Consider the following 25,030-nt stretch of genomic DNA (forward strand, 5'->3'; position numbering starts at 1 on the left):
GCCGCCGGTTCACTGCCTGTGGTCTGTAGCCCTCGTGGTCCTGCCGGGTACGCGAATGAAGCTACGGAGGTGTTGTCACGGCGTTGTCCGAGGCAGCCTGCGGCCAGCGCTCAGCTGTCCGTCGGTTGTGTAACGGAAAGAGGTTCGGGGTAGAGACACAGGCCGAATGGCTCGGCTATGAGGTGATTTGCACAGCCGCCGGGCGTGACAAAAGCCCGACGGCGGTTGTGATGAAGCCGCACAGCTGTGAAATGACCGTGCGTCAGGTCAGCGGCAGGCGGTACAGCCCGCCCGGGAGCGGCTCCACGAGTCCGTCCGCGACGAGACCGTCCAGCGCACGCGCGCGTTGCACCGGCTCGTGCCACACCCGGTCGAGGTCGGCCTGCGGCACGGGGGTGTGCGCGTCCCGCAGGACGGCGAGCAGCTTGCCCCTGACCTGCCGGTCGGTGCCCGCGTACGTCTGGCCCCGGCGCGGCGGGCCGTCGTGCTCCGGCTTGCCCGCGAGCCGCCAGGCGCACTGTGCCGCGATCGGGCAGCGCACGCACGTCTCGTTCTTCGCCGTGCAGACGAGCGCGCCGAGTTCCATGGACGCGGCGGCCCAGCGCGCGGCGGTCGGCTCGTCGTCGGGCAGCAGGGCGCGGGCCAGCTTGCGCTCGGCGGCCGTGGTGGCGTTCGGCGGGTACCGCACACCCGTGACGGCGCGCGCGAAGACGCGGCGGACGTTGGTGTCCAGGACGGCGTGCCGCTGCCCGTAGGCGAAGGAGGCGACGGCCGCGGCCGTGTACTCGCCGATGCCGGGCAGCGCCAGGAGCTGCGCGTGGCCCGACGGTACGTCGCCGCCGTGCCGTTCCGTTATCGCCACCGCCGCGCCGTGCAGCCGCAGGGCGCGGCGCGGGTAGCCGAGCCGCCCCCACGCGCGAACGGCCTCGCCCGGGGACTCCGCGGCCAGGTCGGCGGGGCGCGGCCAGCGGGCGATCCACTGCTCGTAGACCGGCAGCACGCGGCTGACCGGTGTCTGCTGGAGCATGAACTCGCTGACCATCACGCCCCACGCGCCGGCCTCTGGGCGCCGCCAGGGCAGGTCACGGGCGTTCTCGTCGAACCAGTCGATCACCGGGGCGTGCAGATCCGCCGCGGTGGCGTCGGCGTCGGAGCGGGCGGGGGAGCGGTGCGGGGGCTTCGTGGGCGCAGTCATGGCCCTTCCGATCCTGCCATGCGGACCGGGGCACGCGCGCGTACCGCCACTCGGCCGGGCGAGGTCCCGCGGGCGCGTCACGCGCGTGTTCCCGGGGCCGTGGCCAGAGGTGCAACGGGTGCGATCGGCAAGGCGGGGCGGCCGCGCGGACCGGAGTCAGGTACGGGGGAAACGGTTTCCGGGATGATGATCCGGAAAAGTTGCGATCCTGGCGGCGGGTGGGGCCAGCGAAGCCGTCGATCTCTCGTACAGTTTGCGCCGTGGGATCTCTGCGCAATCCGGTCGGGCCGCTTCCCTCCTCCATCTACTGGCGTCGGAGGGTCGTACTGCTGTCCGTGTTCGCCTTGTTGGCGCTGCTGACTCTGTGGGTGGTGACCTCGGGCGGGGGCGGCAAGAAGAACGGCGCCGACGGCGGCGGGGGCAAGAATCCCGCCTCCTCCATCACGCCGGGACCGTCCGGATCAGGGCCGGCGATCAGCCAGAACCCGGGTGGCCGCGACGAGTCGAGCGACGGCACCTCCAGCGGGTCCGGCTCGGGATCGGGTGCGGACGGCGGCGCCGGGTCGGGCGGCTCGGCCGGTGACTCGGCGGGAGCCGGGAGCACCGACGACGGCGCCAACGGAAGTGGAAGCGGCAGCGGAAGCGGTGGCAGTGACGGCGGCAGCGGTACGGGGACGACGCTGCCGGCCGGGACGACCCTGCCCGACTGCACCGCCGGGGTGGTCACGTTGACCCTGCGCAGTGTCCAGAACTCCTACTCGCCCGACCGGACGCCCACGTTCCAACTCATCGCGAAGAACGCCTCGGGGAGCGACTGCAAGGTCGATCTCGGGCCGAGGACCGCGGTGTTGACGATCACTCAGACGGGCGGCGACGACGCGTACTGGTCGTCCGCCGACTGCCCCAGGACCGCCGGGAGCCTGCTGTACCGGGTGCCGGCCGGGAACAGCTTCACGTACACCGTGAAGTGGGACCGCAAGCCGAGCGCCCCCGAGTGCGCGACGCCTCCGGCGGGAGTGGCCGGGGCGGGTACGTACCTGGTGGAGGCGAAGGCGCCCGGGTTTGCCAAGGCACAGACGTCGTTCGTGCTGAAGGACGACTAGACCGACCCGGACATGCCGACCGGCTAGACGTAACGCTCCAGGATCGACGACTCCGCCAGCCGTGACAGGCCCTCGCGGACGCTCCGGGCCCGTGCCTCGCCCACGCCGTCCACCGTCTGAAGGTCGTCGACGCTCGCGGCGAGGAGCTTCTGGAGGCCGCCGAAGTGCTCGACGAGACGGTCGATGATCGCGCCGGGCAGCCGCGGCACCTTCGCCAGCAGGCGGAAGCCGCGGGGCGAGACCGCCGAGTCGAGGGCCTCGGGAGAGCCGGTGTAGCCCAACGCGCGGGCCACCGTGGACAGTTCGAGGAGTTCGGCGTGGCTGAGCGCGTTCAGCTCGTACAGCGCCTCGTCGACCGTGCGGGATCGCTTGGCCGTGGGCTCGGGCACGTAGTCCCGGACCACCAGCTCGCGCTCCGGCTCCACGCCCGCGATCAGCTCGTCGAGCTGGAGGGCGAGCAGTCGCCCGTCCGTGCCCAGTTCGACCACGTATTCGGCGATTTCGGTGGCGATGCGGCGCACCATCTCCAGACGCTGGGCCACCGCGGAGACGTCCCGGACCGTCACCAGGTCCTCGATCTCCAGCGCTGACAACGTTCCCGCGACCTCGTCCAGGCGGAGCTTGTAGCGCTCCAGGGTCGCGAGCGCCTGGTTCGCGCGGGACAGGATCGCGGCGGAGTCCTCCAGGACGCGGCGCTGTCCGTCGACGTACAGGGCGATCAGACGCATGGACTGGGAGACGGAGACGATCGGGAAGCCGACCTGCTTGCTGACCCGGTCCGCCGTGCGGTGCCGGGTGCCCGTCTCCTCCGTGGGGATCGTGGGGTCCGGCACCAGCTGGACGCCGGCCCGCAGGATCTTCGACAGGTCGGAGGAGACCACGATGCCGCCGTCGAGCTTGCACAGCTCGCGCAGGCGCGTGGCCGCGAACTCCACGTCCAGGACGAACCCGCCCGTGCACATCGACTCGACCGTCTTGTCGGAGCCCAGCACGATGAGTCCGCCGGTGTTGCCGCGAAGAATCCGCTCCAGGCCGTCACGCAGGGCCGTGCCGGGAGCCACCGCGCTCAGCGCGGCGCGCATCAGGCCGTCGGCACCGGAACTCCCACCGGACTTTCCGGGAGCTGCCGCCCGGTCGTTGGCTGCCACTGCACTCCTCCGGTCACAGGTCTGGGATGCTCCCGTTTCGCGCACTCGTTTCGTACGGACGGGCGAGACCAGGGCAAAGTCTACCGGCGCTCCTCCGCATCCCGTGGGGCGTCTCGTCGACGGGAGCGCGGCAGGACCCGCAGGGCGTCCCCTATGTCCGCGACTTCCAGGACCTTCATGCCCGCGGGGATCTTGCCGGGATCGCTCGGCACGAGCGCGTGGGTGAAGCCCAGGCGGTGTGCCTCCGAGAGCCTGCGCTGGACGCCCGTGACCCGTCTGACCTCGCCCGCGAGGCCGACCTCGCCGATCGCGACCAGGTTCTTGGGCAGCGGGGTGTCGCTCGCGGCGGAGGCCAGGGCGAGGGCGATCGCCAGGTCCGCGGCGGGTTCGGAGAGCTTCACGCCGCCGACCGTCGCTGAGTAGATGTCCCGCTTGCCCAGCGCGCTGATCTTGCCGCGCTGCTCCAGGACGGCCAGCATCATCGAGACCCGGGACGTCTCCAGGCCGGACGTCGTGCGGCGGGGCGAGGGGATCTGCGAGTCGACGGTGAGGGCCTGTACTTCGGCGACCAGGGGGCGGCGGCCCTCCAGGGTGACCGTCAGACAGGTACCCGGGACCGGTTCGTCACGCCTGGTCAGGAAAAGTCCGCTCGGGTCGGCAAGGCCCGTAATGCCCTCGTCGTGCAGTTCGAAGCAGCCCACCTCGTCGGTGGCGCCGTAGCGGTTCTTGACGCCCCGCACCAGGCGCAGGCGCGCGTGGCGGTCTCCCTCGAAGCTCAGCACCACGTCCACGAGGTGTTCGAGGAGGCGGGGGCCGGCGATCGCGCCGTCCTTCGTGACATGGCCCACCAGAAGCGTGGACATGCCGCGTTCCTTGGAGGCGCGGATCAGGGCGCCGGCGACCTCGCGGACCTGGGCCATGCCGCCGGGCGCTCCGTCGATCTCCGGCGAGGCCACGGTCTGCACCGAGTCCATGATCAGCAGTGACGGCTTCACCGCGTCCAAGTGACCCAGGACGGCCGCCAGATCGGTCTCGGCGGCCAGATACAGGTGGTCGTCGATGGCGCCGATGCGGTCGGCGCGCATGCGGACCTGGGAGGCCGACTCCTCACCGGTCACATACAGCGTGCGGTGTTCGTCGCTCGCCGACTTGGCCGCCACGTCCAGCAGGAGGGTCGACTTGCCGACGCCCGGCTCGCCGGCCAGCAGGACGACCGCGCCCGGTACGAGACCGCCGCCGAGGACACGGTCCAGCTCGGGCACGCCGGTGGGGCGGGCGGTGGCCGTCCGTCCGTCGACCTGGCCGATGGGCAGGGCGGACGTCGTGACGCGCCCCGGCGTCGTCGTACGGACCGCGGGCGTGCCGTACTCCTCGACCGTCCCCCAGGCCTGACACTCGGGGCAGCGGCCGAGCCACTTGGCCGTCTGCCAGCCGCACTCCGTGCAGCGGTAGGACGGACGGTCCTTGGTGGTCTTCGTGCGGGCAGCCATGGGGAAACCGTAACCGCCGCCACCGACAGCCGGACGCGCCTGTGGACAACCGGCCTCGCAGGGTGCCCGTCCTGACCGCCTCTTCCTCGCCCCGCGCGGGCCCGAGCCCTCCGGGAGGGGACGGGCACCCCTTGTGATTTGGCCACGCCCCGTCACGAACGAGCCATGGGACCCCCCTTCCCGGTCCCCTTATGAGGGATCGTTTCACCCGTACGGATTAAAAGGACTCAAGGGACAAGAAGACCTGGTTCCGCGCCGCCTACGGTCGCACGGGTGATGAGCAGCAGCCCGGAAATCTCGACCCGCACGACCGGCGCGCACCGGGCGCACCGGGAGGCGCGCGACGGCGCTGCGGCGCGCACGCTCGCGCAGCGACCCCCCGCGCGCTACGAGCCCTACCTCGACGGCCTGTTCACCTACTGCCTGTCCGTCCTGTGCGACCACGAAGCGGCCACCGCCGCCCTCGGGGACGTCCTCGCGTTCGCCGAACGGCGTGGCCAGCGTGGCCCCGAAGCGGCGGGCGACCGCCGGGCCTGGCTCTACGCGCTGGCCCGCTGGGCGTGCCTGCGCAAACTCACCGAGGCCAAGCAGAAACGTCAGGGCGCGCAGAAACGTCAGGCCACGCACGCGGCGGCCCGCAACGGCGCCCGCCGGCATCCGGGTGCGAAGCCCGCGACGGCCACGAGCGCCCCGACCGCCCCGACCTCGGCGGGCCCGCCCGCCTCCGACGAGGCCAGGGAACAGCGGCGGCGTGAGCTGACCCAGCTCGCCTGGCCGGAGGCCGCAGGCACCACCCCCGAACAGCGCGAGGCGCTCGAACTCGCCGTACGCCACCACCTCGCCCCCCACGAGGTCGCCGCCGTCCTCGGCAAGGACCTGGCCGCCGCCCGCGAACTGCTCGCCTCCGCCGCCTGCGAGGTCGAGCGCACGCGCGCGGCGCTCGCCGTCGTCGAGACCGGCGGCTGTCCCGGTGTGGCCCGTCTCACCGGCGAGAACCAGCTCGTGCTCAGCGCCGCCCTGCGCCGCGAGCTCGTGCGGCACGTCGACGACTGCCCGCGCTGCCGCCGGGCCGCCGAACGCGCCGTCCCCGGCCGCTGGCCCGGAGCCGGTGTCACCCCCGCCGAGCTGCCCGTCCTGTCGGCGCCCCGCGCGGAACTGCACGTGGCCATGGGTCACCACCCACGCGCGCGGGGAGCCGCCGCACCGCGCTACGACCGGCGGGGCTTCCCGATGGACCCCAAGGACCGGGCCGCCCGCCGGGAGCGACTCCGCGCGCGTGCCGTCACCACGACCGTGGTCGCCACCGTCGTCGCCGCTCCCGTGCTCGCCCTGTGGGCTGCCTACCGGGGCACACCGACGGGGGAGGGGGTCGAGGGTCGCTCGGCCAGCGCCAGCGAGGCGCACGACCCCGACAGCCTCGACGGCGAGACGGTCGGCGGCTACGAGAACGCGGGGAACGCCAGCACCCGCCCGGGGGCCGGCCTCCCCAAGGGCGATGGACCGGATGTCTCAGTGGAGGTCGTCAGCGTCACGGGACTCGGCAGGAGCGCGGCCGGCAAGCTCTCCGTGACGGCCTCCAACAGCGGCGACACCACCTTCATCACCCTCACCGCGGCCGCCGACGCCGACGGGCCGGTCCGCTGGTCGGCCACCACGGCGGCCTCCTGGCTCTATCTGAGCCGCTCCACGGGCACGCTGGAGCCCGGGGAGTCGGTGACGATCAAGGTGTACGTCGATCATCTGCGCGAGCCGTCCGGACACTGGCACGCGCGCGTGGCCGTGGCTCCGGCGGGCGCCGTCGTCTCCATCGAGGGCTACGGCACCGCGCCCGGCCCCTCGGACCCGGGCAACGGCCCAGGACCGGGCGGCCCCGGCGGCCCGCCTTCGTCGTCCGACCCGGAACCGACGCCCACGGCGCCGTCCTCCCCGGATCCCACGCCGACCGATCCGCCGTCCTCCTCCGACCCGGAGCCCACTCCGGGCGACCCGTCCCCGACCGCCTCGGATGATCCGACCCCGCCGTCCGACGACAGCGACCCGCCGAGCCCGGCGACGGCGTAGGGGTCGGCCGCAGGCGGCGCGGGCCGGGATCCCGGCCGTCCCGCAGGGGCCGAGTGGCCCGGCGCGCCAGCCCCTCGGCCCGTCAGCTCCTCAGCCCGGCGCGTTCGCCGGGTCCGCCGGATGCGGTGCCAGCAGCGGGAGCTGCGAGGCGAGGCGCTGTTCGCACAGCTCGACCAGGCGGTCGTAGCCGGCCTTGCCCATCAGCTCGGTCAGCTCCGGTCGGTAGGAGACGTACACCGGGTCGCCCGCGCCGTGTGCCGAGGTCGCGGACGTGCACCACCAGTGCAGGTCATGACCGCCCGGCCCCCAGCCGCGGCGGTCGTACTCACCGATCGAGACCTGGAGCACGCGCGTGTCGTCGGGCCGGTCGATCCAGTCGTACGTCCTGCGCACCGGCAGCTGCCAGCAGACGTCCGGCTTGGTCTCCAGCGGCTCACGGCCCTCCTTGAGAGCCAGGATGTGCAGCGAGCAGCCCGCGCCGCCCGCGAAACCGGGGCGGTTCTGGAAGATGCACGAGCCGTTGAACGGGCGGGTCTGGCGGGAGCCCTCGTCGTCCTCCGAGACCCAGCCGTCCCGGACGCCCTCGTCGTGGTGCTGCCAGATGTCCGGCGTGAGCCGCGCCACATGCCCGGCGACGCGCTTCTCGTCGTCCTCGTCGGAGAAGTGGGCGCCCAGGGTGCAGCAGCCGTCTGCCGCGCGGCCCGGCTGGATGCCCTGGCAGCCGCTGCCGAAGATGCAGTTCCAGCGAGAGGTCAGCCAGGTCAGATCACACCGGAAGACCTGTTCGTCGTCCGCGGGGTCGGGGAACTCCACCCACGCGCGCGCGAAATCGAGACCCTTCTCGTCCGCGGCCGACGCCTTCGCTGCCGCTGCCTGGGCCTTGTTCGACTTCTTCGGTGGCTTCACCGGCTTCGCCCGCGAAGAACCGCCGGTCGATTTGTCGGTCTTTGCCTTGTTCGTCTTTGGCACTCGTCCAGGGTAAGTCGCCAGGGGCCGCTTCGGGGACGGCCGAGGTCCCTGTGGGCAGTAGCGTTCCCTACATGAGACTCGGTGTCCTCGACGTGGGATCGAACACGGTGCATCTGCTGGTGGTGGACGCACACCCGGGCGCGTGCCCCCTGCCGGCGCACTCGCACAAGGTGGAACTGCGCCTTGCCCAACTCCTCGACGAGGACGGCGCGATCGGTCCGGAGGGCGTCGACAAACTGATCGCCGTGATCCAGGAGGCGCTCCAGGCCGCCGAGGACAAGGGAGTGGAGGACCTGCTGCCGTTCGCGACCTCCGCCGTGCGCGAGGCCAGCAACGCCGACGACGTCCTCGCGCGCGTGCAGGCCGAGACCGGCGTCGAGCTCCAGGTCCTCACCGGCGCCGAGGAGGCCCGGCTCACCTTCCTCGCCGCCCGCCGCTGGTTCGGCTGGTCCGCCGGGAAGCTGCTGGTCCTGGACATCGGCGGCGGCTCCCTGGAGATCGCCTACGGCATCGACGAGGAGCCCGACGCGGCCGTCTCGCTGCCGCTCGGGGCCGGCCGGCTCACCGCAGGCTGGCTGCCCGGCGACCCGCCCGACCCCGAGGACATACGGGCGCTGCGCCGCCACGCCCGCGCGCAGATCGCCCGCACGGTGGGGGAGTTCAAGCGCTTCGGCACCCCCGACCACGTCGTCGCCACCTCGAAGACGTTCAAGCAGCTCGCCCGCATCGCCGGCGCCGCCCGCTCCACCGACGGCCCGTACGCCCAGCGGCAGCTCAAGCGCGAGTCGCTCGAGGCCTGGGTGCCCCGCCTGGCGGGCATGACGACCGCCCAGCGAGCGGAGCTCCCGGGCGTCTCCGAGGGCCGTGCCAACCAGCTCCTGGCGGGCGCGCTGGTCGCGGAGGGGGCGATGGACCTCTTCGGCGTGGAGAACCTGGAGATCTGCCCCTGGGCGCTCAGGGAGGGCGTCATCCTGCGCAAACTCGATCACATGCGGTCGGAATGACGGACCCGCGGGGCGGGCGGCCGTGATCCGGCCGGCTCCGCCGCGCGGGCACGGGCCACCAGACCGTGCCCGCACCCTTGCGTGGCGAACACCACAACGGCGGCCGGGGGCCCGGCACCCGGGTGACCGCACCCCGTAACCTGTCCCCCATGGCAGAGCCAGTCGTGCGGATCCCGGATGCGAAGGTCGCCCTGTCGACGGCCTCGGTCTACCCGGAGTCGACGGCGACGGCGTTCGAGATCGCCGCGCGCCTCGGATACGACGGCGTCGAGGTCATGGTCTGGAACGACCCCGTCAGCCAGGACATCGACGCGCTGCGCAGACTCAGCGACTACCACCGGATCCCGATCCTCGCCGTCCATGCTCCCTGCCTGCTCATCACCCAGCGGGTGTGGTCGACCGACCCGTGGACCAAGCTCCAGCGGGCCCGCGCGGCGGCGGAGAAGCTCGGCGCGAGCACGGTCGTCGTCCACCCGCCGTTCCGCTGGCAGCGCCAGTACGCGCGGGACTTCGTCACGGGCATCTGGCGGATGGCGGACGAGACGGACGTACGGTTCGCCGTCGAGAACATGTACCCCTGGCGCTACCGCGACCGCGAGATGCTCGCGTACGCGCCCGACTGGGACGTCACGAAGGACGACTACCGGCACTTCACGATCGATCTCAGCCATGCCTCCACGGCCCGCGCCGACGCGATGCAGATGATCGACCGCATGGGCGACCGCCTGGGCCACGTCCACCTCGCCGACGGAAACGGTTCGGCCAAGGACGAGCACCTGGTCCCCGGCCGCGGCGCCCAGCCCTGCGCCGAGCTGCTGGAACGGCTCGCGCTGACCGGCTTCGACGGGCACGTCGTCATCGAGGTCAACACACGGCGCGCGATGTCGAGCGCCGAACGTGAGGCCGACCTGGCGGAAGCCCTGGCCTTCACGCGCCTGCACCTGGCCTCCGCCTCGTCGACGGCCTCGTCGACCGCGTCCCCCACGGCGAAGGTGCCCCGCCGATGACCGGCGTCACCGCCCGCAAGCGCGGCCGCCCCCCTCGTTCGGAGTCGGCGGACACCAGGGACCTGATCCTGACGGCGGCCCGCGAGGAGTTCTCCGAGCGGGGCTACGACAAGACGTCCGTACGCGGTATCGCGAAGGCCGCCGGCGTGGACCCGGCCCTGGTGCACCACTACTTCGGCACCAAGGAGCAGATCTTCGAGGCGGCTATCGAGGTCGCCTTCGCACCGGCGCTGGGCGCCCCGGAAGCGGTCGCCGACGGCCCGCTGGACCAGGTCGGCGAGCGGCTGGCCCGCTTCGTCTTCGGCGTCTGGGAGAACCCCACGACCCGAAAGCCCCTGCTGGCGATCGTGCGCTCGGCCGTGAACAACGACACCGCGGCCGCCGTCTTCCGCCGCCTGGTCGCCTCCCAGGTGCTGCGTCGGATCGCCGGCCGGCTCGATCTGCCGGACGCCGAGCTGCGCGCCGAACTGGCGGCGGCGCAGCTGGTGGGCTGCGCGATGCTGCGGTACGTGATCAAGGTGGAGCCGCTGGCCTCGGCGGACCTGGAGCTGATCATCGCGCGCGTGGCACCGGTCGTACAGGGGCACCTGACCGGGCCGTGAGACGCGGCCCGAACGCGGCTCGGACGCGGGCTCGGAGGTGAGACATACGTCCCGGTATACGGACGCCGTGTCCGCCCCCTGGATGACCGGCGTACGCTCGTTAGCAGTCAGAAGTCTCTGATCGCAGTCTCTGAAGGAGCGAGCGACGATGCCCGAGCTGAGGTCCCGCACAGTCACCCACGGCCGCAACATGGCGGGCGCCCGCGCCCTTATGCGCGCCTCCGGTGTACCCGGTGCGGACATCGGCCGGAAGCCGATCATCGCGGTGGCGAACAGCTTCACCGAGTTCGTGCCCGGCCACACGCACCTCCAGCCGGTCGGCCGGATCGTCAGCGAGGCGATCACCGCGGCCGGCGGCATCCCGCGCGAGTTCAACACGATCGCCGTCGACGACGGCATCGCGATGGGCCACGGCGGCATGCTCTACAGCCTGCCCTCCCGCGACCTGATCGCGGACAGCGTGGAGTACATGGTCGAGGCGCACTGCGCCGATGCCCTGATCTGCATCTCCAACTGCGACAAGATCACCCCGGGCATGCTGAACGCGGCCCTGCGCCTGAACATCCCCACGGTCTTCGTCTCCGGCGGTCCGATGGAGTCCGGCCGCGCCACGCTCGTCGACGGCACCGTCCGCACGCTCGACCTGGTCGACGCGATCTCCGACGCCGTGAACGACAAGATCTCGGACGAGGACATCCTCCGTATCGAGGAGAACGCCTGTCCGACCTGCGGCAGCTGTTCCGGCATGTTCACCGCCAACTCGATGAACTGCCTGACCGAGGCCATCGGCCTCTCCCTCCCCGGCAACGGCTCGGTGCTGGCCACCCACACGGCCCGCAGGGCGCTGTACGAGGACGCGGGGCGCACGGTGATGGACATCACCCGCCGCTACTACGAGCAGGACGACGAGACGGTCCTGCCCCGCAACATCGCCACCATCGCGGCCTTCGAGAATGCGATGGCGCTCGACATCGCGATGGGCGGCTCGACCAACACGATCCTGCACCTCCTCGCCGCCGCCCAGGAAGCGGGCGTCCCGTTCGGCCTGGAGGAGATCAACGAGGTCTCGCGCCGCGTGCCCTGCCTGGCCAAGGTCGCGCCGAACGTGGCGAAGGACCGCACGTACTACATGGAGGACGTGCACCGCGCCGGCGGCATCCCCGCCCTGCTCGGCGAACTGCACCGCGCGGGCCTGCTCAACGAGGACGTGTTCTCGGTCCACAGCCCGTCCCTGGCGGACTGGCTGAAGACGTGGGACGTCCGTGGCGGCTCTCCCTCGCCCGAGGCGCTCGAACTGTGGCACGCGGCCCCCGGCTGCGTCCGCTCCGCCGAGGCCTTCTCCCAGTCCGAGCGCTGGGAGGCCCTGGACGTGGACGCCGAGGGCGGCTGCATCCGCTCCGCCGAGCACGCCTACAGCAAGGACGGCGGTCTCGCGGTCCTGCGCGGCAACATCGCCGTCGACGGCTGCGTGGTCAAGACGGCCGGCGTCGACGAGTCGATCTGGACCTTCGAGGGTCCGGCCGTCGTCTGCGAGTCGCAGGAGGAGGCCGTCGAGAAGATCCTCAACAAGCAGGTGACGCACGGCGACGTCGTCGTCATCCGCTACGAGGGTCCCAAGGGCGGCCCGGGCATGCAGGAGATGCTCTACCCGACGTCCTTCCTCAAGGGCCGTGGCCTCGGCAAGACCTGTGCCCTGATCACCGACGGCCGCTTCTCCGGCGGCACCTCGGGCCTGTCGATCGGCCACGCCTCGCCCGAGGCGGCCTCCGGCGGCACCATCGCCCTCGTCGAGGACGGCGACCGCATCCGCATCGACATCCCGAACCGCACGATCGAACTCCTCGTCGACGACGCCGAGCTGGCGCGGCGCGAGGCGGCCCTCGGCGGCGTCTACGCCCCGAAGAACCGCGAGCGCAAGGTGTCCGCCGCCCTGCGGGCCTACGCCGCGATGGCGACGAGCGCCGACAAGGGCGCGGTGCGGGACGTGTCGAAGCTGGGCTGACGCCCGCCACCTGGCGGTCACCCGCCGGGCAGTCACCACCCGGAGTCACCACCGGGCAGTCGGGCAAGCGTTGCTGTGAGGGCCGTCTCCGCCGTACGGGGGCGGCCCTCGGCGCGTCTCACCGGTCTGCTGTCACCGGCTTGCCGTCACCTGTCCGCTGTCACCGGCCTGCTGTCGCCGGCTTGCCGTCACCTGTCCGCTGCCACCGGCCTGCTGTCACCGGCCTGCCGTCAGCCATCCGCTGCCACCGGCCCGTCGCCCCCGTCCGCTCTCACCAGTCGGCCGGGTCCCGTCCGTCCACCGCGAAGACGGTTCCGTCCGGCGCGCCGGCGTAGACGTGTCCGTCGACCGCCTCGGGCGCGGGCAGCGTGGCCACCACCTCGTCCGAGTTGGCGCCGAGCCGCAGCGTCGTCTGCCCGACGAGCTTGCCCTTCTCGGCGTCCACGGCGAGGAGCCGTCCGTCGGCGGCGCTGAAGTAGACGTGCTCGCCGTCGGCGGCCGGTACCGAACCCCGGCTCACCGACGTCTGCAGGGACCACACCTGCTTGTCCAGGACCGTGTCGACGGCGACGAGCGATCCGTCGAAGGCCAGGAGGTAGACCCGGTCGCCCTGCACGGTCGCCTGCGCCTCCTGGAGCGCGACGCGCAGCTTCACCCGCAGCGACCCCTTGTCCCGCGGGGAGTAGCGCACCACGGCGTCGACCGTGCCGTAGTCGTTGCCCTGGGACAGCAGGACGAGGTTGCCGTCCACGGTGCCCACCAGACGCAGTGTGCCGCTGAGCCGCTCGTCCCAGCGCACCTTCCCGGTCGCGGGATCCACGGCCGTGATCCGGGTGCGCCCGTCGTCCGACGTGGTCGACGCATACGCCAGCGGATCCTTCGGGAACGCCGTGAAGTACGGCTCGCTCAGCCCCGGAATGCGCCGGCTCCACACCGACTTCCCCGTCGCGGCGTCCACCCCGGTCACCGTGTTGTCGGCCGCGGTCAGCAACAGGGTGCCGCCGACGCTCCGGACACCCGGGTAGTCCGACAGGTCGCGCTGCCAGCGGGTGGCGCCCGACGCCGGGTCGAGCGCCTCGATCCGCTTGCCCGAATGCGTGATCACCTGAGCCAGTCCGCCCGAGAGCACCGGGGCCTGGCTCGGCCCGTCGTCGTCGGTGAGGACATGCCGCCACAGCACCCGCCCGTCGGACGCGTCCAGTGCCGACACCAGCCCCTTCTGGACACAGAGCAGCCGCCGCGCGTCGTAGGCGCACTGGGGCATGCCGCCCGTGCCCGCACCGGTACCCGCGCCGGTACTGCTCTTCGCCGGTCGCGTGCTCCAGGGGGTGAAGGCCGGCGACGCGGACTGCGAGCCGCCCGCCTTGCCCCGCGCGTCCCGGCCCGGGTCGTCCTCGCCGGGCAGCTGCGTCGCGAGGACCGAGCCGCCCGAGAGGACGACGGCCAGCGCGCCGACCGCGAGGGCCACCCGCCGGCGCCGGCCGCGTGACCGCGCTCTTGCCCGGTCCGGTGCCCCCGCGGGCTCCTCCGCACCCTCCGGCCCGGCCGCGCCCGCCGACTCGGCGTCGGACTCCTCCAGCGCCCGCTGCGACGGTATGAACGCCTGCGTGTCGTACGAGGCCGCCACCGACCGCAGTTCCCGCATCAGCTCGTCCGGCGTGGGCCGGTCCTCGGGCTCCTTGGCCAGACAACGCACCACCAGCGGCGCGAGGTTCCCCGGCACGCCGGTCAGATCCGGCTCGTCGTGCACGACCTGGTAGGCGACGACGTACGGGCTGTCGGAGTCGAACGGCCCGCGTCCCGTCGCCGCGTGCACCATCACCGACCCGAGCGCGAAGATGTCGGCGGCCGGCCCCACCTCCCGCGGCCGCCGGAACTGCTCCGGCGCCATGAACGGCGGCGTACCGATCAACTTGCCGGTCTCGGTGCGCAGTTCGCTGTCCTTCGGCCGGGAGATGCCGAAGTCGATGACCTTCGGCCCGTCCTCGGCCAGCAGGACGTTGCTCGGCTTCAGATCCCGGTGCACGACCCCGACCCGGTGGATGTCCCGCAGCGCCTCCGCGAGCCCGGCCATCAGCCGCCGCAACTCGCCGGAGCGCATGGGGCCGTTCTGCTTGACCTGCTCGGCGAGCGTCGAACCGGGAATGAACAGGGTGGCCATCCAAGGCCGTTCGGCCTCCGGATCGGCGTCGACGACGGGCGCGGTGAACGCCCCGCTCACCCGCCGAGCGGCGGCCACCTCCTGCCGGAAGCGGCCCCTGAACTCGGGATCCCGGGCGAACTGGGCATGGACGACCTTCACCGCGACCTTCATCCCGGAGGTGCTCCGGGCCAGGTGCACCACGCCCATGCCACCGGAGCCCAGACGCTCGTCCAGGCGGTAGTGGCCGGCGTACTCCGGAAGTTCCGCTTCCGCGCCCGCCCCGGTGTTGCGCTGTGGCGTCATGGACCAACCACCCCCGTGCTGTTCAACCGCGCGCGCGACGCACGGAGCCTAGTCGATGACTCGTACGGGACAGAGGCGGCTTGCTAGCCTCCGTGTGCGAATCCTGCACATGTGTTTCATTGCGTGTTTTAGGGGAATCAACGTGGCCCCATGGCAGTCATGGGGTTCGACGGGGGAGGTTTTCTCATGTCTGTTGACCGTGTGGAAGTGGAAGAGGCCGCGAGCGGCGGGACGGCGGAGGCCGTCGCGACGGCTGCGGCGGCCCTCACGTACTACCCGATCGCCCCGGGCGTCCGGCTGAACGTCCGCAGCGGCCCCGGTACGAGCTACCCGGTCGTCAAGGTCCTGGCCGAGGGCACCAAGGTCCCGATCTTCTGCCAGACACCGGGCACCTCGGTGTCCGGTCCGTACGGCACGACGAACATCTGGGACAACATCGGCGACAGCCAGTTCGTCTCGGACGCGTACGTGCGGACGGGCAGCGACGGCTACGTCGCCGCCCACTGCGCCTGACGCGAACCGGCCCCGCATCCGGCCCCGCATCCGAGCACGGCCCCGGAACGGGACCCGGATAAGGACCCGGACCCTGACCAGGACCCGGACCCGGACGCGGACCCCTGATCGTGCCAGGATCAGGATCAGGCCCCGGACTCGAGCCCTGGTCCGATCCTTGGTCCGAGGCGCAACCTCGGACCAGGGTTCGGACTGGCTTTCGACTGGCTTTCGCCGGGCCTCGGACCGGCCATCGACCGGTCCACGAGCAACCCACCCGGGAGCCCGCCCCCGCCCGGAGCCATAATCGTCCCGTGAGCGACGAAAACGGCACCCCGGACACTTCGGCCGGCTCCCGGGACACCTCGACCGGCGCGGCGGGCGCCCCCACCGGCACCCCCGTCGGCCGGCCGGGAGGCCCCGCCGGCTCCGGGCCCCGCCCGGAGCCCCTCCGCTTCTTCGGCACCACCTGGGTGGACCACGACCCCGGCCACCGGGGCTACGCGGCCCGCCGCATCGCCGCGGCCGTCGGCTCCCTCGCCGCCGTCACCGTCTCCTGCCTCGTCCTCCGCTTCGCATACGAGGGCATCGCGATCGCCGACCTGGGCAGCTTCGTGACGGTCCTGGTCGTGGTGATGTTCGCGATCTGCTCCGCACTCGCCTTCCGCCACACCTGGGACGGCTTCGCCAAGCGCCCCGACCCCGACCGCCAGGCCTCCCTGCGCGGTCTGCTCGCCGTCGGCTTCGTCGGCGCGCTGCTCGCGTACTTCTTCCGCACCCTCACCGAGGCACCCGGCGAGAGGCTCCACCGCGAGGAGTACGACACGGCTCGCGAACAGTACGAACGCCGCTCCACCCGCCGCACGGGCAACCCGTCTAAGAAGCGCCGCCGCGGCTGACCCCCCTCCCCGTGCTGGTGCCGCCGGGGAGCAGCAGGACGTGGAGGGGGACCGTGTCGCCGCAGCCGACCCGGCCCACAGATCCGACCCACGGGCCTGTCCCACGGGCCTGCCCCACAGGCCTGTGGGACAGACCCGGACTGTTCCCCTTCCCGCCCGCCTCCGGCCACCATGGCCCCATGACGTCCTCCCCCGACACTCCCGGGCACACCACCCGAGCCCATTCCTTCAACTCCGCCGCGGCCCAGTACGCCGCCAACCGCCCCTCCTACCCGGCCGCCCTCCTCGACACGATCGAGGAGTTCGCCGGCCGCCCCCTCGCCGGGGCACGGGTCGCGGACGTCGGGGCCGGCACCGGCATAGCGACCGCACTCCTGCACGCTCGTGGCGCCGACGTCATCGCCGTCGAGCCCGGGGACGGCATGGCCGCGCAGTTCCGCCGCACCCTCCCCGACGTGCCGATCGTCCGAGGTGACGGCAACCACCTCCCCCTGGCCACCGCCTCCCTCGACTTCCTCACCTACGCCCAGTCCTGGCACTGGACCGACCCGGCCCACTCGGTCCCGGAGGCCCTGCGCGTCCTGCGTCCGGGCGGCGCGCTGGCGTTGTGGTGGAACACCGGCGCCCTCGACGTGCCCTGGCTCGCGGAGGCGGCCCAGCGCATCGACCGGTACTTCGGGGAGAGCATCCCCGCGAACACCAAGAACGTGAACGCCCGCGTCGTCGACCCCACCGGCCGTCTCGGACTGACCCGCCGTGAGGTCCGCTGGAGCCGCCGCGTCCCCGTCGACACGCACCTGGCCAACATCGGCAGCCACTCGCTGTTCCTGGTCCACGGCGAGGAGGCGAGCACCGCCTTCCTCGCCGAGGAGCGCGACCACCTGATGCGGGCCTTCCCCGACGGACTCGTCGAAGAGGTCTACGACGTCGTCCTGCTGCTCGCGACCAGAGCCTGACCGTGTGCGGCGGCCCACCCCGCCAGGGCCGCCGCACACGCGTGATCCACATGCCGCAGCCCGCCCAGCTCCAGCCGCACCGCGCGGTCGGGCGGCAGCGCGTCCAACGCGTCCAGCAACTTCGGCAGCCGCAGGAACGTCGCATGCCCCCGCACCCGTACGACGAGTCCGGCGTCTCCCCGGTCCTCCGTCTCGACGTGCACATGGCTGATCTCCCACGCCGTCTTCGCCACGGCCAGCGCCAGCCCGACCAACACCCCCTCGAACAGGTTCCCCGCCACGATCGCCACCGCCGTGACCCCGAGCACGACGGCCTCCGCCCGCTGCCCGCGCCACAGCTTCCAGGCCTCCCGCCAGGGCACCAGCTTGCAGCCGACGTACACCAGCAGCCCGGCCGGCGCCGCGACCGGAACGGCCCCCAGCACCGCGGGCAGCGCTGCCGCGAACAGCAGCAGCCACACCCCGTGCAGCACCCGCGACGCCTTGGTCCGCGCGCCAGCCCGCGCCCCCTCGGAGACGGCACCCCCGGCTCCCGCGACCGCGCTCCGCACGATGAAGGTCGTCATCGGCAGCGCGCCCAGCACCCCGCACACGGCGTTGCCCGCGCCCTGTGTCATCAACTCCCGGTCGTAGTCCGTCCCCCGTCCGTCAGGCAGCCGGTCCACCGCCGCCGCGCCGAACAGCGACTCCGCCGACGCGATCAGCGCGAACGCCACTACGGTCCCGATCACCCCCACTTCCGTCAGCCGTCCGAGATCCGCCGCGCCCGGCACGCGTACGGCATTCCACAGCCCCTGCACCTGGACCCGCCGCACCTCCAGGTCGAACACCCACGTCACGCCCGCCGCCGACGCCACCGCGACCAACGGCGCCGGAACCAGCCGCGCACCACGCCGCCAGCGCCCCCACAGCAGCAACACGACCATCGTGGCACCCCCCACTGACAACGCCACGGGATCCACCCGCCCGGGCAGCGACACCAACCCGGTGAGCCGGTCGAGCCCGCCGCCCGGCGCGGCCGCGTCCCCGAGGGCGTACACCTGCCCGGCGACCAGCACCAGTCCGGTCCCGGCGAGCATCCCGTGCACGACGGCCACCGACACGGCCCGGAACCACCGCCCCAGACGCAGCGCGCCGAGCCCCAGCTGCACCAGCCCGGCGGCGAGGACGAGCACGCCGAGCGCCGCCACGCCGTAGCGCTGTACGGCCTCGTGGACGAGCACGGCCAGCCCCGCCGCAGGCCCGCTCACCTGGAGGCTGCCGCCGGGCAGTGCCCCGACCACCAGCCCGCCGACGATGCCGGTGATCAGCCCCAGCTCGGCGGGCACACCGGAGGCCACGGCGATGCCCACACAGAGGGGGAGCGCGACGAGAAACACGACGAAGGAAGCGAACAGATCGGCCTTACGGACACCACGGAGCGACACGACGGCACCTCCAGGAGGAAACGGGAGATGCGTGGGCGCGCCGCACCGGGGGAGGGCACGGCGACGAAGCCGCGCGGACCGGAGCGAGGGCGAGCCCGCCGCTCCGGAAGCGCATGAATTCCATTGTCAGTTGAAACGCCCGGCCGCACGGGAGGTTCCTGTGGTGACCCGGTGAACACGGAAGCGAAGGAACCGGAACATCCGCTTCCAACACCACCCCACACGCCTGCGCCACCCCCCACGCGCCTGCGCCGCCCCCGCACGCCTGCGCCGCCCCCGCACGCCTTCGCCGCGCCCGTGGACCTGCGCCGCCCCCACGCGCCTCCGCCATCTCGGCATGCCTCCACTCCGGCGTGCCTCGCCACCGGGCGCGCCTCCGCCGCCCCCGTACGCCCGCACCATCTCGGCGCGCCTCGCCACTCCGGCACGCTTGCGCCCCCCATGGATCTGCGCTAACCCGGCACGCCTTCACCGCCCCCCGTGCGCGTCCGCACCACCTCCACGGATCCGCACCACCCCCACGAGCCCGCGCCACTTGACGCCCCAGCGCACCCCGGAGCATTATTCATCGCATGATGAATTTTAAGCCGGAGTCCCGCCCACCCGGCGAGGGCACGACCCAGGCCCCACCTCCCGCGCCGGCCGTACGAGCCGAGAACCTGTCCGTCGTCCGAGGCCCCCGCACGGTCCTGCGCACCCTCGACTTCACCGTCCCCCGCGGCCAGATCACCGGCCTGCTGGGCCCCTCCGGCTGCGGCAAGTCGACCCTCATGCGCTCGATCGTCGGCACCCAGGACAAGATCACCGGCACCCTCGACGTCCTCGGCCGGCCCGCGGGCCACCCCACCCTCCGCACCCGCATCGGCTACGTCACCCAGGCGCCCTCCGTCTACGACGACCTGACGATCCGCCAGAACCTCGACTACTTCGCCGCGATCCTCGACCCGGGCCGAGCGGCAGCGGACCGCCGTCACGACAACGTCACCCGGGCCATCGCCGACGTCGACCTCACCACCCACGCCGACGCCCTCGCCGGCAACCTCTCCGGCGGTCAACGCAACCGCGTCTCACTGGCCGTGGCACTCCTGGGCACCCCGGAACTCCTGGTCCTCGACGAACCGACCGTCGGCCTGGACCCGGTCCTGCGCCGCGACCTGTGGAACCTCTTCCACGACATCGCCGCCACCCGGGGCGCGACCCTGCTGATCTCCTCCCACGTGATGGACGAGGCCGAGCGCTGCCACCGCCTGCTCCTCATGCGCGAGGGCGAGATCCTCGCCGACGCCACCCCCGAGGACCTGCGCACCCGCACCGGCGCCGACACGGTCGAGTCGGCCTTCCTGCACCTGGTGGACGCGGCGACAGAGGCAGCCCGCACGAAGGAGACCCCCACGAAGGAGACCAGCACGAAGTCCCGCACGAAGGAGACGACCCGATGACCACGACCACAACCACGACCACGCCCACCGCCCCGGCTCCGGCCCCCGTACCCACCACCAGCGCCCTGAGCCTCTCCCGCACCACCGCCACCGCGGCCAGGGTCCTGCGCCAACTGCGCCACGATCCCCGCACCATCGCGCTGCTGGTCCTCATCCCCTGCGTGATGCTGTTCCTGCTCCGCTACGTCTTCGACGGCGGCCCGCGCACCTTCGACAACATCGGCGCGTCCCTCCTGGGCATCTTCCCGCTGATCACCATGTTCCTGGTCACCTCCATCGCCACCCTGCGCGAACGCACCTCGGGCACCCTCGAACGCCTCCTCGCCATGCCCCTCGGCAAAGGCGACCTGATCGCCGGTTACGCCCTCGCCTTCGGCACCCTGGCGATCATCCAGTCGGCCCTGGCCACCGGCCTGGCGGTCTGGTTCCTCGACCTGGACGTCACGGGCAGCCCCTGGCTCCTCCTCCTGGTCGCCCTCCTCGACGCCCTCCTCGGCACCGCCCTCGGCCTCTTCGTCTCCGCCTTCGCGGCCTCGGAGTTCCAGGCGGTCCAGTTCATGCCGGCGGTGATCTTCCCCCAGCTCCTCCTCTGCGGCCTCTTCGCCCCCCGCGACACCATGCACCCCGCCCTGGAAGCCGTCTCCGACGTCCTCCCCATGTCCTACGCGGTCGACGGCATGAACGAGGTCCTCACCCACACCGACATGACGGCCACCTTCGTACGAGACGTCCTCATCGTCGGCGGCTGCGCTTTCCTGGTCCTGTGCCTGGGAGCCGCCACCCTCCGACGCCGCACGGCGTGACCTTCCGGCCCGCCCGGTGCTCGAGGACGAGGCCGTCCAGCCGAAGGGGGCTGGGGGTACAGCCCCCAGGGCCGGGCAGGGCAGGGCAGGGGCGGCGGGGGCGAGAAAACCGCAGTCCGCCCACCGGACACCCGGACCGACCCCCCGCCCCCGGTGCGAGGATGACCCCGGACGACGGACGACGCACACCTCCGGAGGACCCCCCAGCCATGACCCAGAAAGTCGCAGTCCTCGGCACCGGCAAGATCGGCGAAGCCCTCCTCAGCGGCATGATCCGAGGCGGCTGGCCCCCCGCGGACCTCCTCGTCACCGCCCGCCGCCCGGAGCGGGCCGAAGAACTCCGCACCCGCTACGGAGTCACCCCGGTCACCAACGCCGAGGCCGCCAAGACCGCGGACACCCTGATCCTCACGGTCAAACCGCAGGACATGGGCACCCTCCTCGACGAGCTCGCCCCGCACGTCCCCGCCGACCGCCTGATCATCAGCGGAGCCGCCGGCATCACCACCGCCTCCATCGAGGAGCGCCTCGCCGCCGGCACCCCGGTCGTCCGCGTCATGACGAACACCCCCGCCCTCGTCGACGAGGCGATGTCCGTCATCTCCGCCGGCACCCACGCCACCGCCGCCCACCTCGCCCACACCGAGGAGATCTTCGGCGCCGTCGGCAAGACCCTCCGCGTCCCCGAGTCCCAGCAGGACGCCTGCACCGCCCTCTCCGGCTCCGGCCCGGCGTACTTCTTCTACCTGGTCGAAGCCATGACGGACGCGGGCATCCTGCTCGGCCTGCCCCGCGACAAGGCCCACGACCTCATCGTCCAGTCCGCGATCGGCGCCGCGACGATGCTCCGCGACAGCGGCGAACACCCGGTCAAGCTCCGCGAGAACGTCACCTCCCCCGCCGGCACCACCATCAACGCCATCCGCGAACTCGAGAACCACGGCGTACGGGCCGCCCTGATCGCCGCCCTCGAGGCCGCCCGCGACCGCAGCCGCGAACTGGCCTCCGGCAAGAAGGACTGACGCCGCCCGGGGCGGTCAGAGACCGGCCGCCCCCACGAGCTCCTCGGTCGTCACCACCCGCGCGAACCCACCCCCGTGCAGGGACACCGCAGACGCCTGCGCGATCTCCTCCGCACTCCGTCGCCAGCCGAACGGACCCTCCAGGTCGAACGTGTACGTCGCGTCGTACGCGAACAGCACGTCGTACCCGAGGTTTCCGCCCATCCGCGCCGTCGTCTCCGCGCACATGTTCGTCTGGATCCCGGCCACCACGATCTGCGAGATCCCCTCCGCGGTCAGCCAGGCGCCCAGATCCGGCGTCCCGAGAAACGCCGAGTTCACCGTCTTGGTCAGGAACAGCTCGCCCCCGGAGCCCTTCCCGCGCCGCTCCTCCACGTACTCCTTGAAGTCGTTCCCCTCATACCCCAGCCGCAACGGCGACCCCGGTTTCACCGAGTCGTGCCGCACGAACACGACCGGCCGTCCCGTCCCCTGCCATACGTCGATGAGCGCGGCGATGTTGTCATCGGCCCCGGGATTGTTCCGCGCCCCCCAGAAGTCCGGCTCCTCGAAGCCCTTCTGCACATCGACGACCACCAGCGCTGCGTTCTCCGCGATATCCATGCCTTCGATCCTGCCGCCGGGACCGCCCCCACCCCAGCAGGTCGGAAGACAGCGATCGATGGTTTACTGCCAGGCGTGGACCCTGCGTACCGCGTCGCCCTCGTCGCCTTCCCCGGCATCCGCGCCTTCGACGTGTCCGTCATCACCGAGGTCTGGGGCACCGACCGCACCGACCGCGGCGCCCCCGCCTTCGACCTGCGCCGAGTCGCCACCGACAGCGCTTCCGTCCCGATGCGCGGCGGCCTGGCCCTCGCCCCCGACCGCACCCTCACCTGGCTCTCCCGAGCCGACCTGATCCTGGTCCCCGGCCTGGACGACCACGTCACCCCCGCACCCGCCCCCGTCCTGGACGCCCTCCGCCGCGCCCACGCCCGCGGCACCACCCTCGCGGCCCTGTGCGGCGGCGCCTTCACCCTCGCCCAGGCCGGCCTGCTCGACGGCCGCCGAGCGATCACCCACTGGGGCCTGATCGACCTCCTCCGCACACACCACCCCCGAGTGAACGTCGTCCCCGACGCCCTCTTCATCGAGGACGACAACATCTGGACCGCCGCCGGCACGGCAGCCGGCATCGACCTCTGCCTCCACCTGGTCCGCCGCTCCCACGGCGCCGAGGCGGCCGCCACCATCGCCCGCTCGATGGTCACCGCCCCCTTCCGCACCGGCACCCAGGCCCAGTTCATCGAACACCCCACCCCCCGCGCCGACCGGGACGCCGACACCCTCGCCGCCGTACGCGACCACGCCCTGCGCCACCTGCACGAACCACTCACCGTCGCCGCACTGGCGGCGCGAGCCGGCATGTCCCCCCGCAGCTTCGCCCGCCACTTCACGGCCGAGACCGGCGCCACCCCCCTGCGCTGGCTCCTCGACCAGCGCATCGCCGCCGCCCAGAAGCTCCTCGAACGCACCGACCTCCCCATGCCCGAGGTGGCCCGACGGGCCGGCTTCGGCAGCGAGGTCACGATGCGCCAGCACTTCGCATCGCGCCTCGCCACCAGCCCACGCGCCTACCGGACCGCGTTCAGCACCCGATCGGCGACCGGCTCCGGCGCGGGCGGAAGCAACCCGATCGCGCGATAGGCGCTGTCCACGACCGGCCGCGCCATCGCCCGGGCCTTCGCCGCCCCGTCCCGCAGCACCCCCTCCACATGGACGGGATCCGCGCACAACTCCCTGTGTCTGGCCTGCACCGGCCGCAGGACCTCGACCACCGCGTCGGCCGTGTCCTTCTTCAATGCGCCGTACGACCTGTAACCACCGGCCAGGGCCTCCGGCTCCCCGCCCGTACACGCGGCGAGGATCTCCAGCAGATTGGCGAGCCCCGGCCGCTCCTCCCGGTCGTACACGACCTCCCGCCCGCTGTCGGTGACGGCCCGCATGACCTTCTTGCGCACCACATCGGGCTCGTCCAGCAGATAGACGATCCCCGGCCCGAAGTCATCGCTCTTGCCCATCTTCGACGTGGGTTCCTGGAGGTTCATCACCCGCGCCGCCACCGCCGGATGCGTGGCCTTCGGTACGACGAACGTGTGCCCGTACCGCTGGTTGAACCGCACCGCCAGATCGCGCGTCAGCTCGACATGCTGGGCCTGGTCGTCGCCGACCGGCACCTCGTCGGCCCCGTAGGCGAGGATGTCCGCCGCCATCAGTACGGGATAGGTCAGCAACGACAGCCGCACACTGCCCCCGCGCTCCCGCTCCCGCCCGGACTTCTCCTTGTACTGGATCATCCGCCGCATCTCGCCGTCCGTGGCCACGCACTCGAGCAGATACGACAGCCGCGCGTGTTCGTCCACATGACTCTGTACGAACACGGTGCACAACTGTGGATCCAGCCCCACCGCCAGCAACAGCGTCGCCGCCTGCCTACTGAGTCGACGCACCCGCGCCGGATCGTGCTCCACGGTCAGCGCGTGCAGATCGACGACGCAGAACAGCGAGTCCGCCCGGTGCTGGTCGACCTCGGCCCACTGCCGCAGAGCGCCCAGGTAGTTCCCCAGCGTCAGATGCCCGGTCGGCTTGACCCCGCTGAAGACCCGCTTCATCTCTCCACCTCCTGGTCGAGACCGCCACTCCGGCCGGCCGACCCTCTGGAACCCTGGAGGGAGAAACGAGAACGGCCGCCGAAGCGGCGGCCGTTGAGTGCATACGTGAGCACGGCCGCCGTCAGGCGGCCCACCACAGCTGGGTGCACGTACGCGTAGTCATGTCCGTCAGAGTACGCCTCAGGGGTGCCCGAGGGACATGAGTTGACACACCCCGACCCGATACGTAGTGTTCTCCGAGTTGTTCGACGTGAGCGCCGACCCCGGTCGGTCCCCGGACAGCCATTCCGCAGGTACCAACCACTTCTCGACGC

21 protein-coding genes are annotated in these 25,030 nt (G+C 72.3%); 13 read left to right on the forward strand and 8 right to left on the reverse strand.

Annotated features, from left to right (window positions below; all coding sequences use genetic code 11):
* Positions 1-262: 262 nt before the first annotated feature.
* A complete protein-coding gene (locus tag OG736_RS24900) occupies positions 263-1,195 on the reverse strand; it encodes an HhH-GPD family protein (RefSeq protein ID WP_327184405.1) in 933 nt (310 codons plus the stop codon).
* A 260-nt stretch (positions 1,196-1,455) separates the two neighbouring features.
* Between OG736_RS24900 and OG736_RS24905 the strand changes: the two genes are divergently transcribed.
* Positions 1,456-2,298: a hypothetical protein gene (locus OG736_RS24905; protein ID WP_327184406.1), complete on the forward strand. Its 843-nt coding sequence runs from the start codon at positions 1,456-1,458 to the stop codon at positions 2,296-2,298.
* Positions 2,299-2,321: 23 nt separating this feature from the next.
* Here the strand turns inward: OG736_RS24905 and disA are convergent, their stop codons facing one another.
* Both disA and radA read right to left on the reverse strand, forming a co-directional pair.
* The gene (gene disA, locus OG736_RS24910; protein ID WP_054241725.1) at positions 2,322-3,446 is read right to left on the reverse strand and encodes a DNA integrity scanning diadenylate cyclase DisA; all 1,125 of its coding nucleotides are present in this window, start codon (positions 3,444-3,446) and stop codon (positions 2,322-2,324) included.
* Positions 3,447-3,526: 80 nt separating this feature from the next.
* Entirely contained in the window at positions 3,527-4,936 is a 1,410-nt protein-coding gene (radA, locus tag OG736_RS24915; protein ID WP_020132462.1) for a DNA repair protein RadA, read from the reverse strand.
* Positions 4,937-5,212: 276 nt separating this feature from the next.
* Here radA and OG736_RS24920 point away from each other — a divergent pair, with 276 nt between their 5' ends.
* On the forward strand, positions 5,213-6,997 hold the full coding sequence (locus tag OG736_RS24920; RefSeq protein WP_327184407.1) for a BACON domain-containing protein: 1,785 nt from the start codon (positions 5,213-5,215) through the stop codon (positions 6,995-6,997).
* 90 nt (positions 6,998-7,087) lie between these two features.
* Here OG736_RS24920 and OG736_RS24925 read toward each other — a convergent pair whose 3' ends face one another.
* On the reverse strand, positions 7,088-7,966 hold the full coding sequence (locus OG736_RS24925) for a DUF3109 family protein (protein ID WP_442817071.1): 879 nt from the start codon (positions 7,964-7,966) through the stop codon (positions 7,088-7,090).
* 71 nt (positions 7,967-8,037) lie between these two features.
* Between OG736_RS24925 and OG736_RS24930 the strand changes: the two genes are divergently transcribed.
* The 4 genes from OG736_RS24930 (at position 8,038) to ilvD (ending at position 12,581) form a co-directional block, all read left to right on the forward strand.
* Positions 8,038-8,970, forward strand: coding sequence for a Ppx/GppA family phosphatase (locus tag OG736_RS24930; RefSeq protein WP_327184408.1), 933 nt, complete (start codon positions 8,038-8,040; stop codon positions 8,968-8,970).
* Between the two features lie 149 nt (positions 8,971-9,119).
* Positions 9,120-9,977: a sugar phosphate isomerase/epimerase family protein gene (locus OG736_RS24935; RefSeq protein ID WP_327184409.1), complete on the forward strand. Its 858-nt coding sequence runs from the start codon at positions 9,120-9,122 to the stop codon at positions 9,975-9,977.
* Positions 9,974-10,579 (forward strand): TetR/AcrR family transcriptional regulator, encoded by a 606-nt coding sequence (locus OG736_RS24940; protein ID WP_327184410.1) that lies wholly within the window; start codon positions 9,974-9,976, stop codon positions 10,577-10,579. The genes OG736_RS24935 and OG736_RS24940 overlap by 4 nt, the downstream gene beginning before the upstream one ends.
* A 148-nt stretch (positions 10,580-10,727) precedes the next feature.
* Positions 10,728-12,581, forward strand: a complete 1,854-nt coding sequence (gene ilvD / locus OG736_RS24945) for a dihydroxy-acid dehydratase (RefSeq protein WP_171398731.1) — start codon at positions 10,728-10,730, stop codon at positions 12,579-12,581.
* Between the two features lie 271 nt (positions 12,582-12,852).
* Here ilvD and OG736_RS24950 read toward each other — a convergent pair whose 3' ends face one another.
* Positions 12,853-15,027, reverse strand: coding sequence for a serine/threonine-protein kinase (locus tag OG736_RS24950; RefSeq protein WP_327184411.1), 2,175 nt, complete (start codon positions 15,025-15,027; stop codon positions 12,853-12,855).
* 186 nt (positions 15,028-15,213) lie between these two features.
* Here OG736_RS24950 and OG736_RS24955 point away from each other — a divergent pair, with 186 nt between their 5' ends.
* The 3 genes from OG736_RS24955 to OG736_RS24965 all read left to right on the forward strand — a co-directional run bounded on the left by OG736_RS24955 (position 15,214) and on the right by OG736_RS24965 (position 17,374).
* Positions 15,214-15,540: an SH3 domain-containing protein gene (locus tag OG736_RS24955; protein WP_327184412.1), complete on the forward strand. Its 327-nt coding sequence runs from the start codon at positions 15,214-15,216 to the stop codon at positions 15,538-15,540.
* Between the two features lie 293 nt (positions 15,541-15,833).
* Entirely contained in the window at positions 15,834-16,418 is a 585-nt protein-coding gene (locus OG736_RS24960; protein ID WP_327184413.1) for an EamA/RhaT family transporter, read from the forward strand.
* A 179-nt stretch (positions 16,419-16,597) separates the two neighbouring features.
* Positions 16,598-17,374, forward strand: coding sequence for a class I SAM-dependent methyltransferase (locus OG736_RS24965; RefSeq protein WP_327184414.1), 777 nt, complete (start codon positions 16,598-16,600; stop codon positions 17,372-17,374).
* On the opposite strand, the gene OG736_RS24970 is transcribed toward OG736_RS24965, so the two are convergent.
* Positions 17,338-18,801 carry a SulP family inorganic anion transporter gene (locus OG736_RS24970; protein ID WP_327184415.1) on the reverse strand — a complete coding sequence of 488 codons (1,464 nt, stop codon included), beginning with the start codon at positions 18,799-18,801 and terminating at the stop codon, positions 17,338-17,340. The genes OG736_RS24965 and OG736_RS24970 overlap by 37 nt on opposite strands.
* Before the next feature lie 572 nt (positions 18,802-19,373).
* Here OG736_RS24970 and OG736_RS24975 point away from each other — a divergent pair.
* The 3 genes from OG736_RS24975 to proC all read left to right on the forward strand — a co-directional run bounded on the left by OG736_RS24975 (position 19,374) and on the right by proC (position 22,065).
* Entirely contained in the window at positions 19,374-20,240 is an 867-nt protein-coding gene (locus OG736_RS24975) for an ABC transporter ATP-binding protein (RefSeq protein ID WP_327184416.1), read from the forward strand.
* The gene (locus OG736_RS24980; protein ID WP_327184417.1) at positions 20,237-21,043 is read left to right on the forward strand and encodes an ABC transporter permease; all 807 of its coding nucleotides are present in this window, start codon (positions 20,237-20,239) and stop codon (positions 21,041-21,043) included. Before OG736_RS24975 ends, OG736_RS24980 begins: the two co-directional genes overlap by 4 nt.
* A gap of 209 nt (positions 21,044-21,252) precedes the next feature.
* Positions 21,253-22,065, forward strand: a complete 813-nt coding sequence (gene proC, locus OG736_RS24985; protein ID WP_020132448.1) for a pyrroline-5-carboxylate reductase — start codon at positions 21,253-21,255, stop codon at positions 22,063-22,065.
* Between the two features lie 15 nt (positions 22,066-22,080).
* Here the strand turns inward: proC and OG736_RS24990 are convergent, their stop codons facing one another.
* A complete protein-coding gene (locus OG736_RS24990; RefSeq protein WP_327184418.1) occupies positions 22,081-22,668 on the reverse strand; it encodes a cysteine hydrolase family protein in 588 nt (195 codons plus the stop codon).
* 75 nt (positions 22,669-22,743) lie between these two features.
* Between OG736_RS24990 and OG736_RS24995 the strand changes: the two genes are divergently transcribed.
* On the forward strand, positions 22,744-23,751 hold the full coding sequence (locus OG736_RS24995; RefSeq protein WP_327184419.1) for a GlxA family transcriptional regulator: 1,008 nt from the start codon (positions 22,744-22,746) through the stop codon (positions 23,749-23,751).
* Here OG736_RS24995 and trpS read toward each other — a convergent pair.
* Positions 23,679-24,716, reverse strand: a complete 1,038-nt coding sequence (gene trpS, locus OG736_RS25000; RefSeq protein ID WP_327184420.1) for a tryptophan--tRNA ligase — start codon at positions 24,714-24,716, stop codon at positions 23,679-23,681. The two genes, OG736_RS24995 and trpS, sit on opposite strands and share 73 nt — an antisense overlap.
* Between the last annotated feature and the right edge of the window lie 314 nt (positions 24,717-25,030).

Origin of the sequence: Streptomyces sp. NBC_01334, from assembly GCF_035983595.1 — a bacterium.
In the GTDB taxonomy this organism is placed as follows: Bacteria; Actinomycetota; Actinomycetes; order Streptomycetales; family Streptomycetaceae; genus Streptomyces; species Streptomyces coriariae.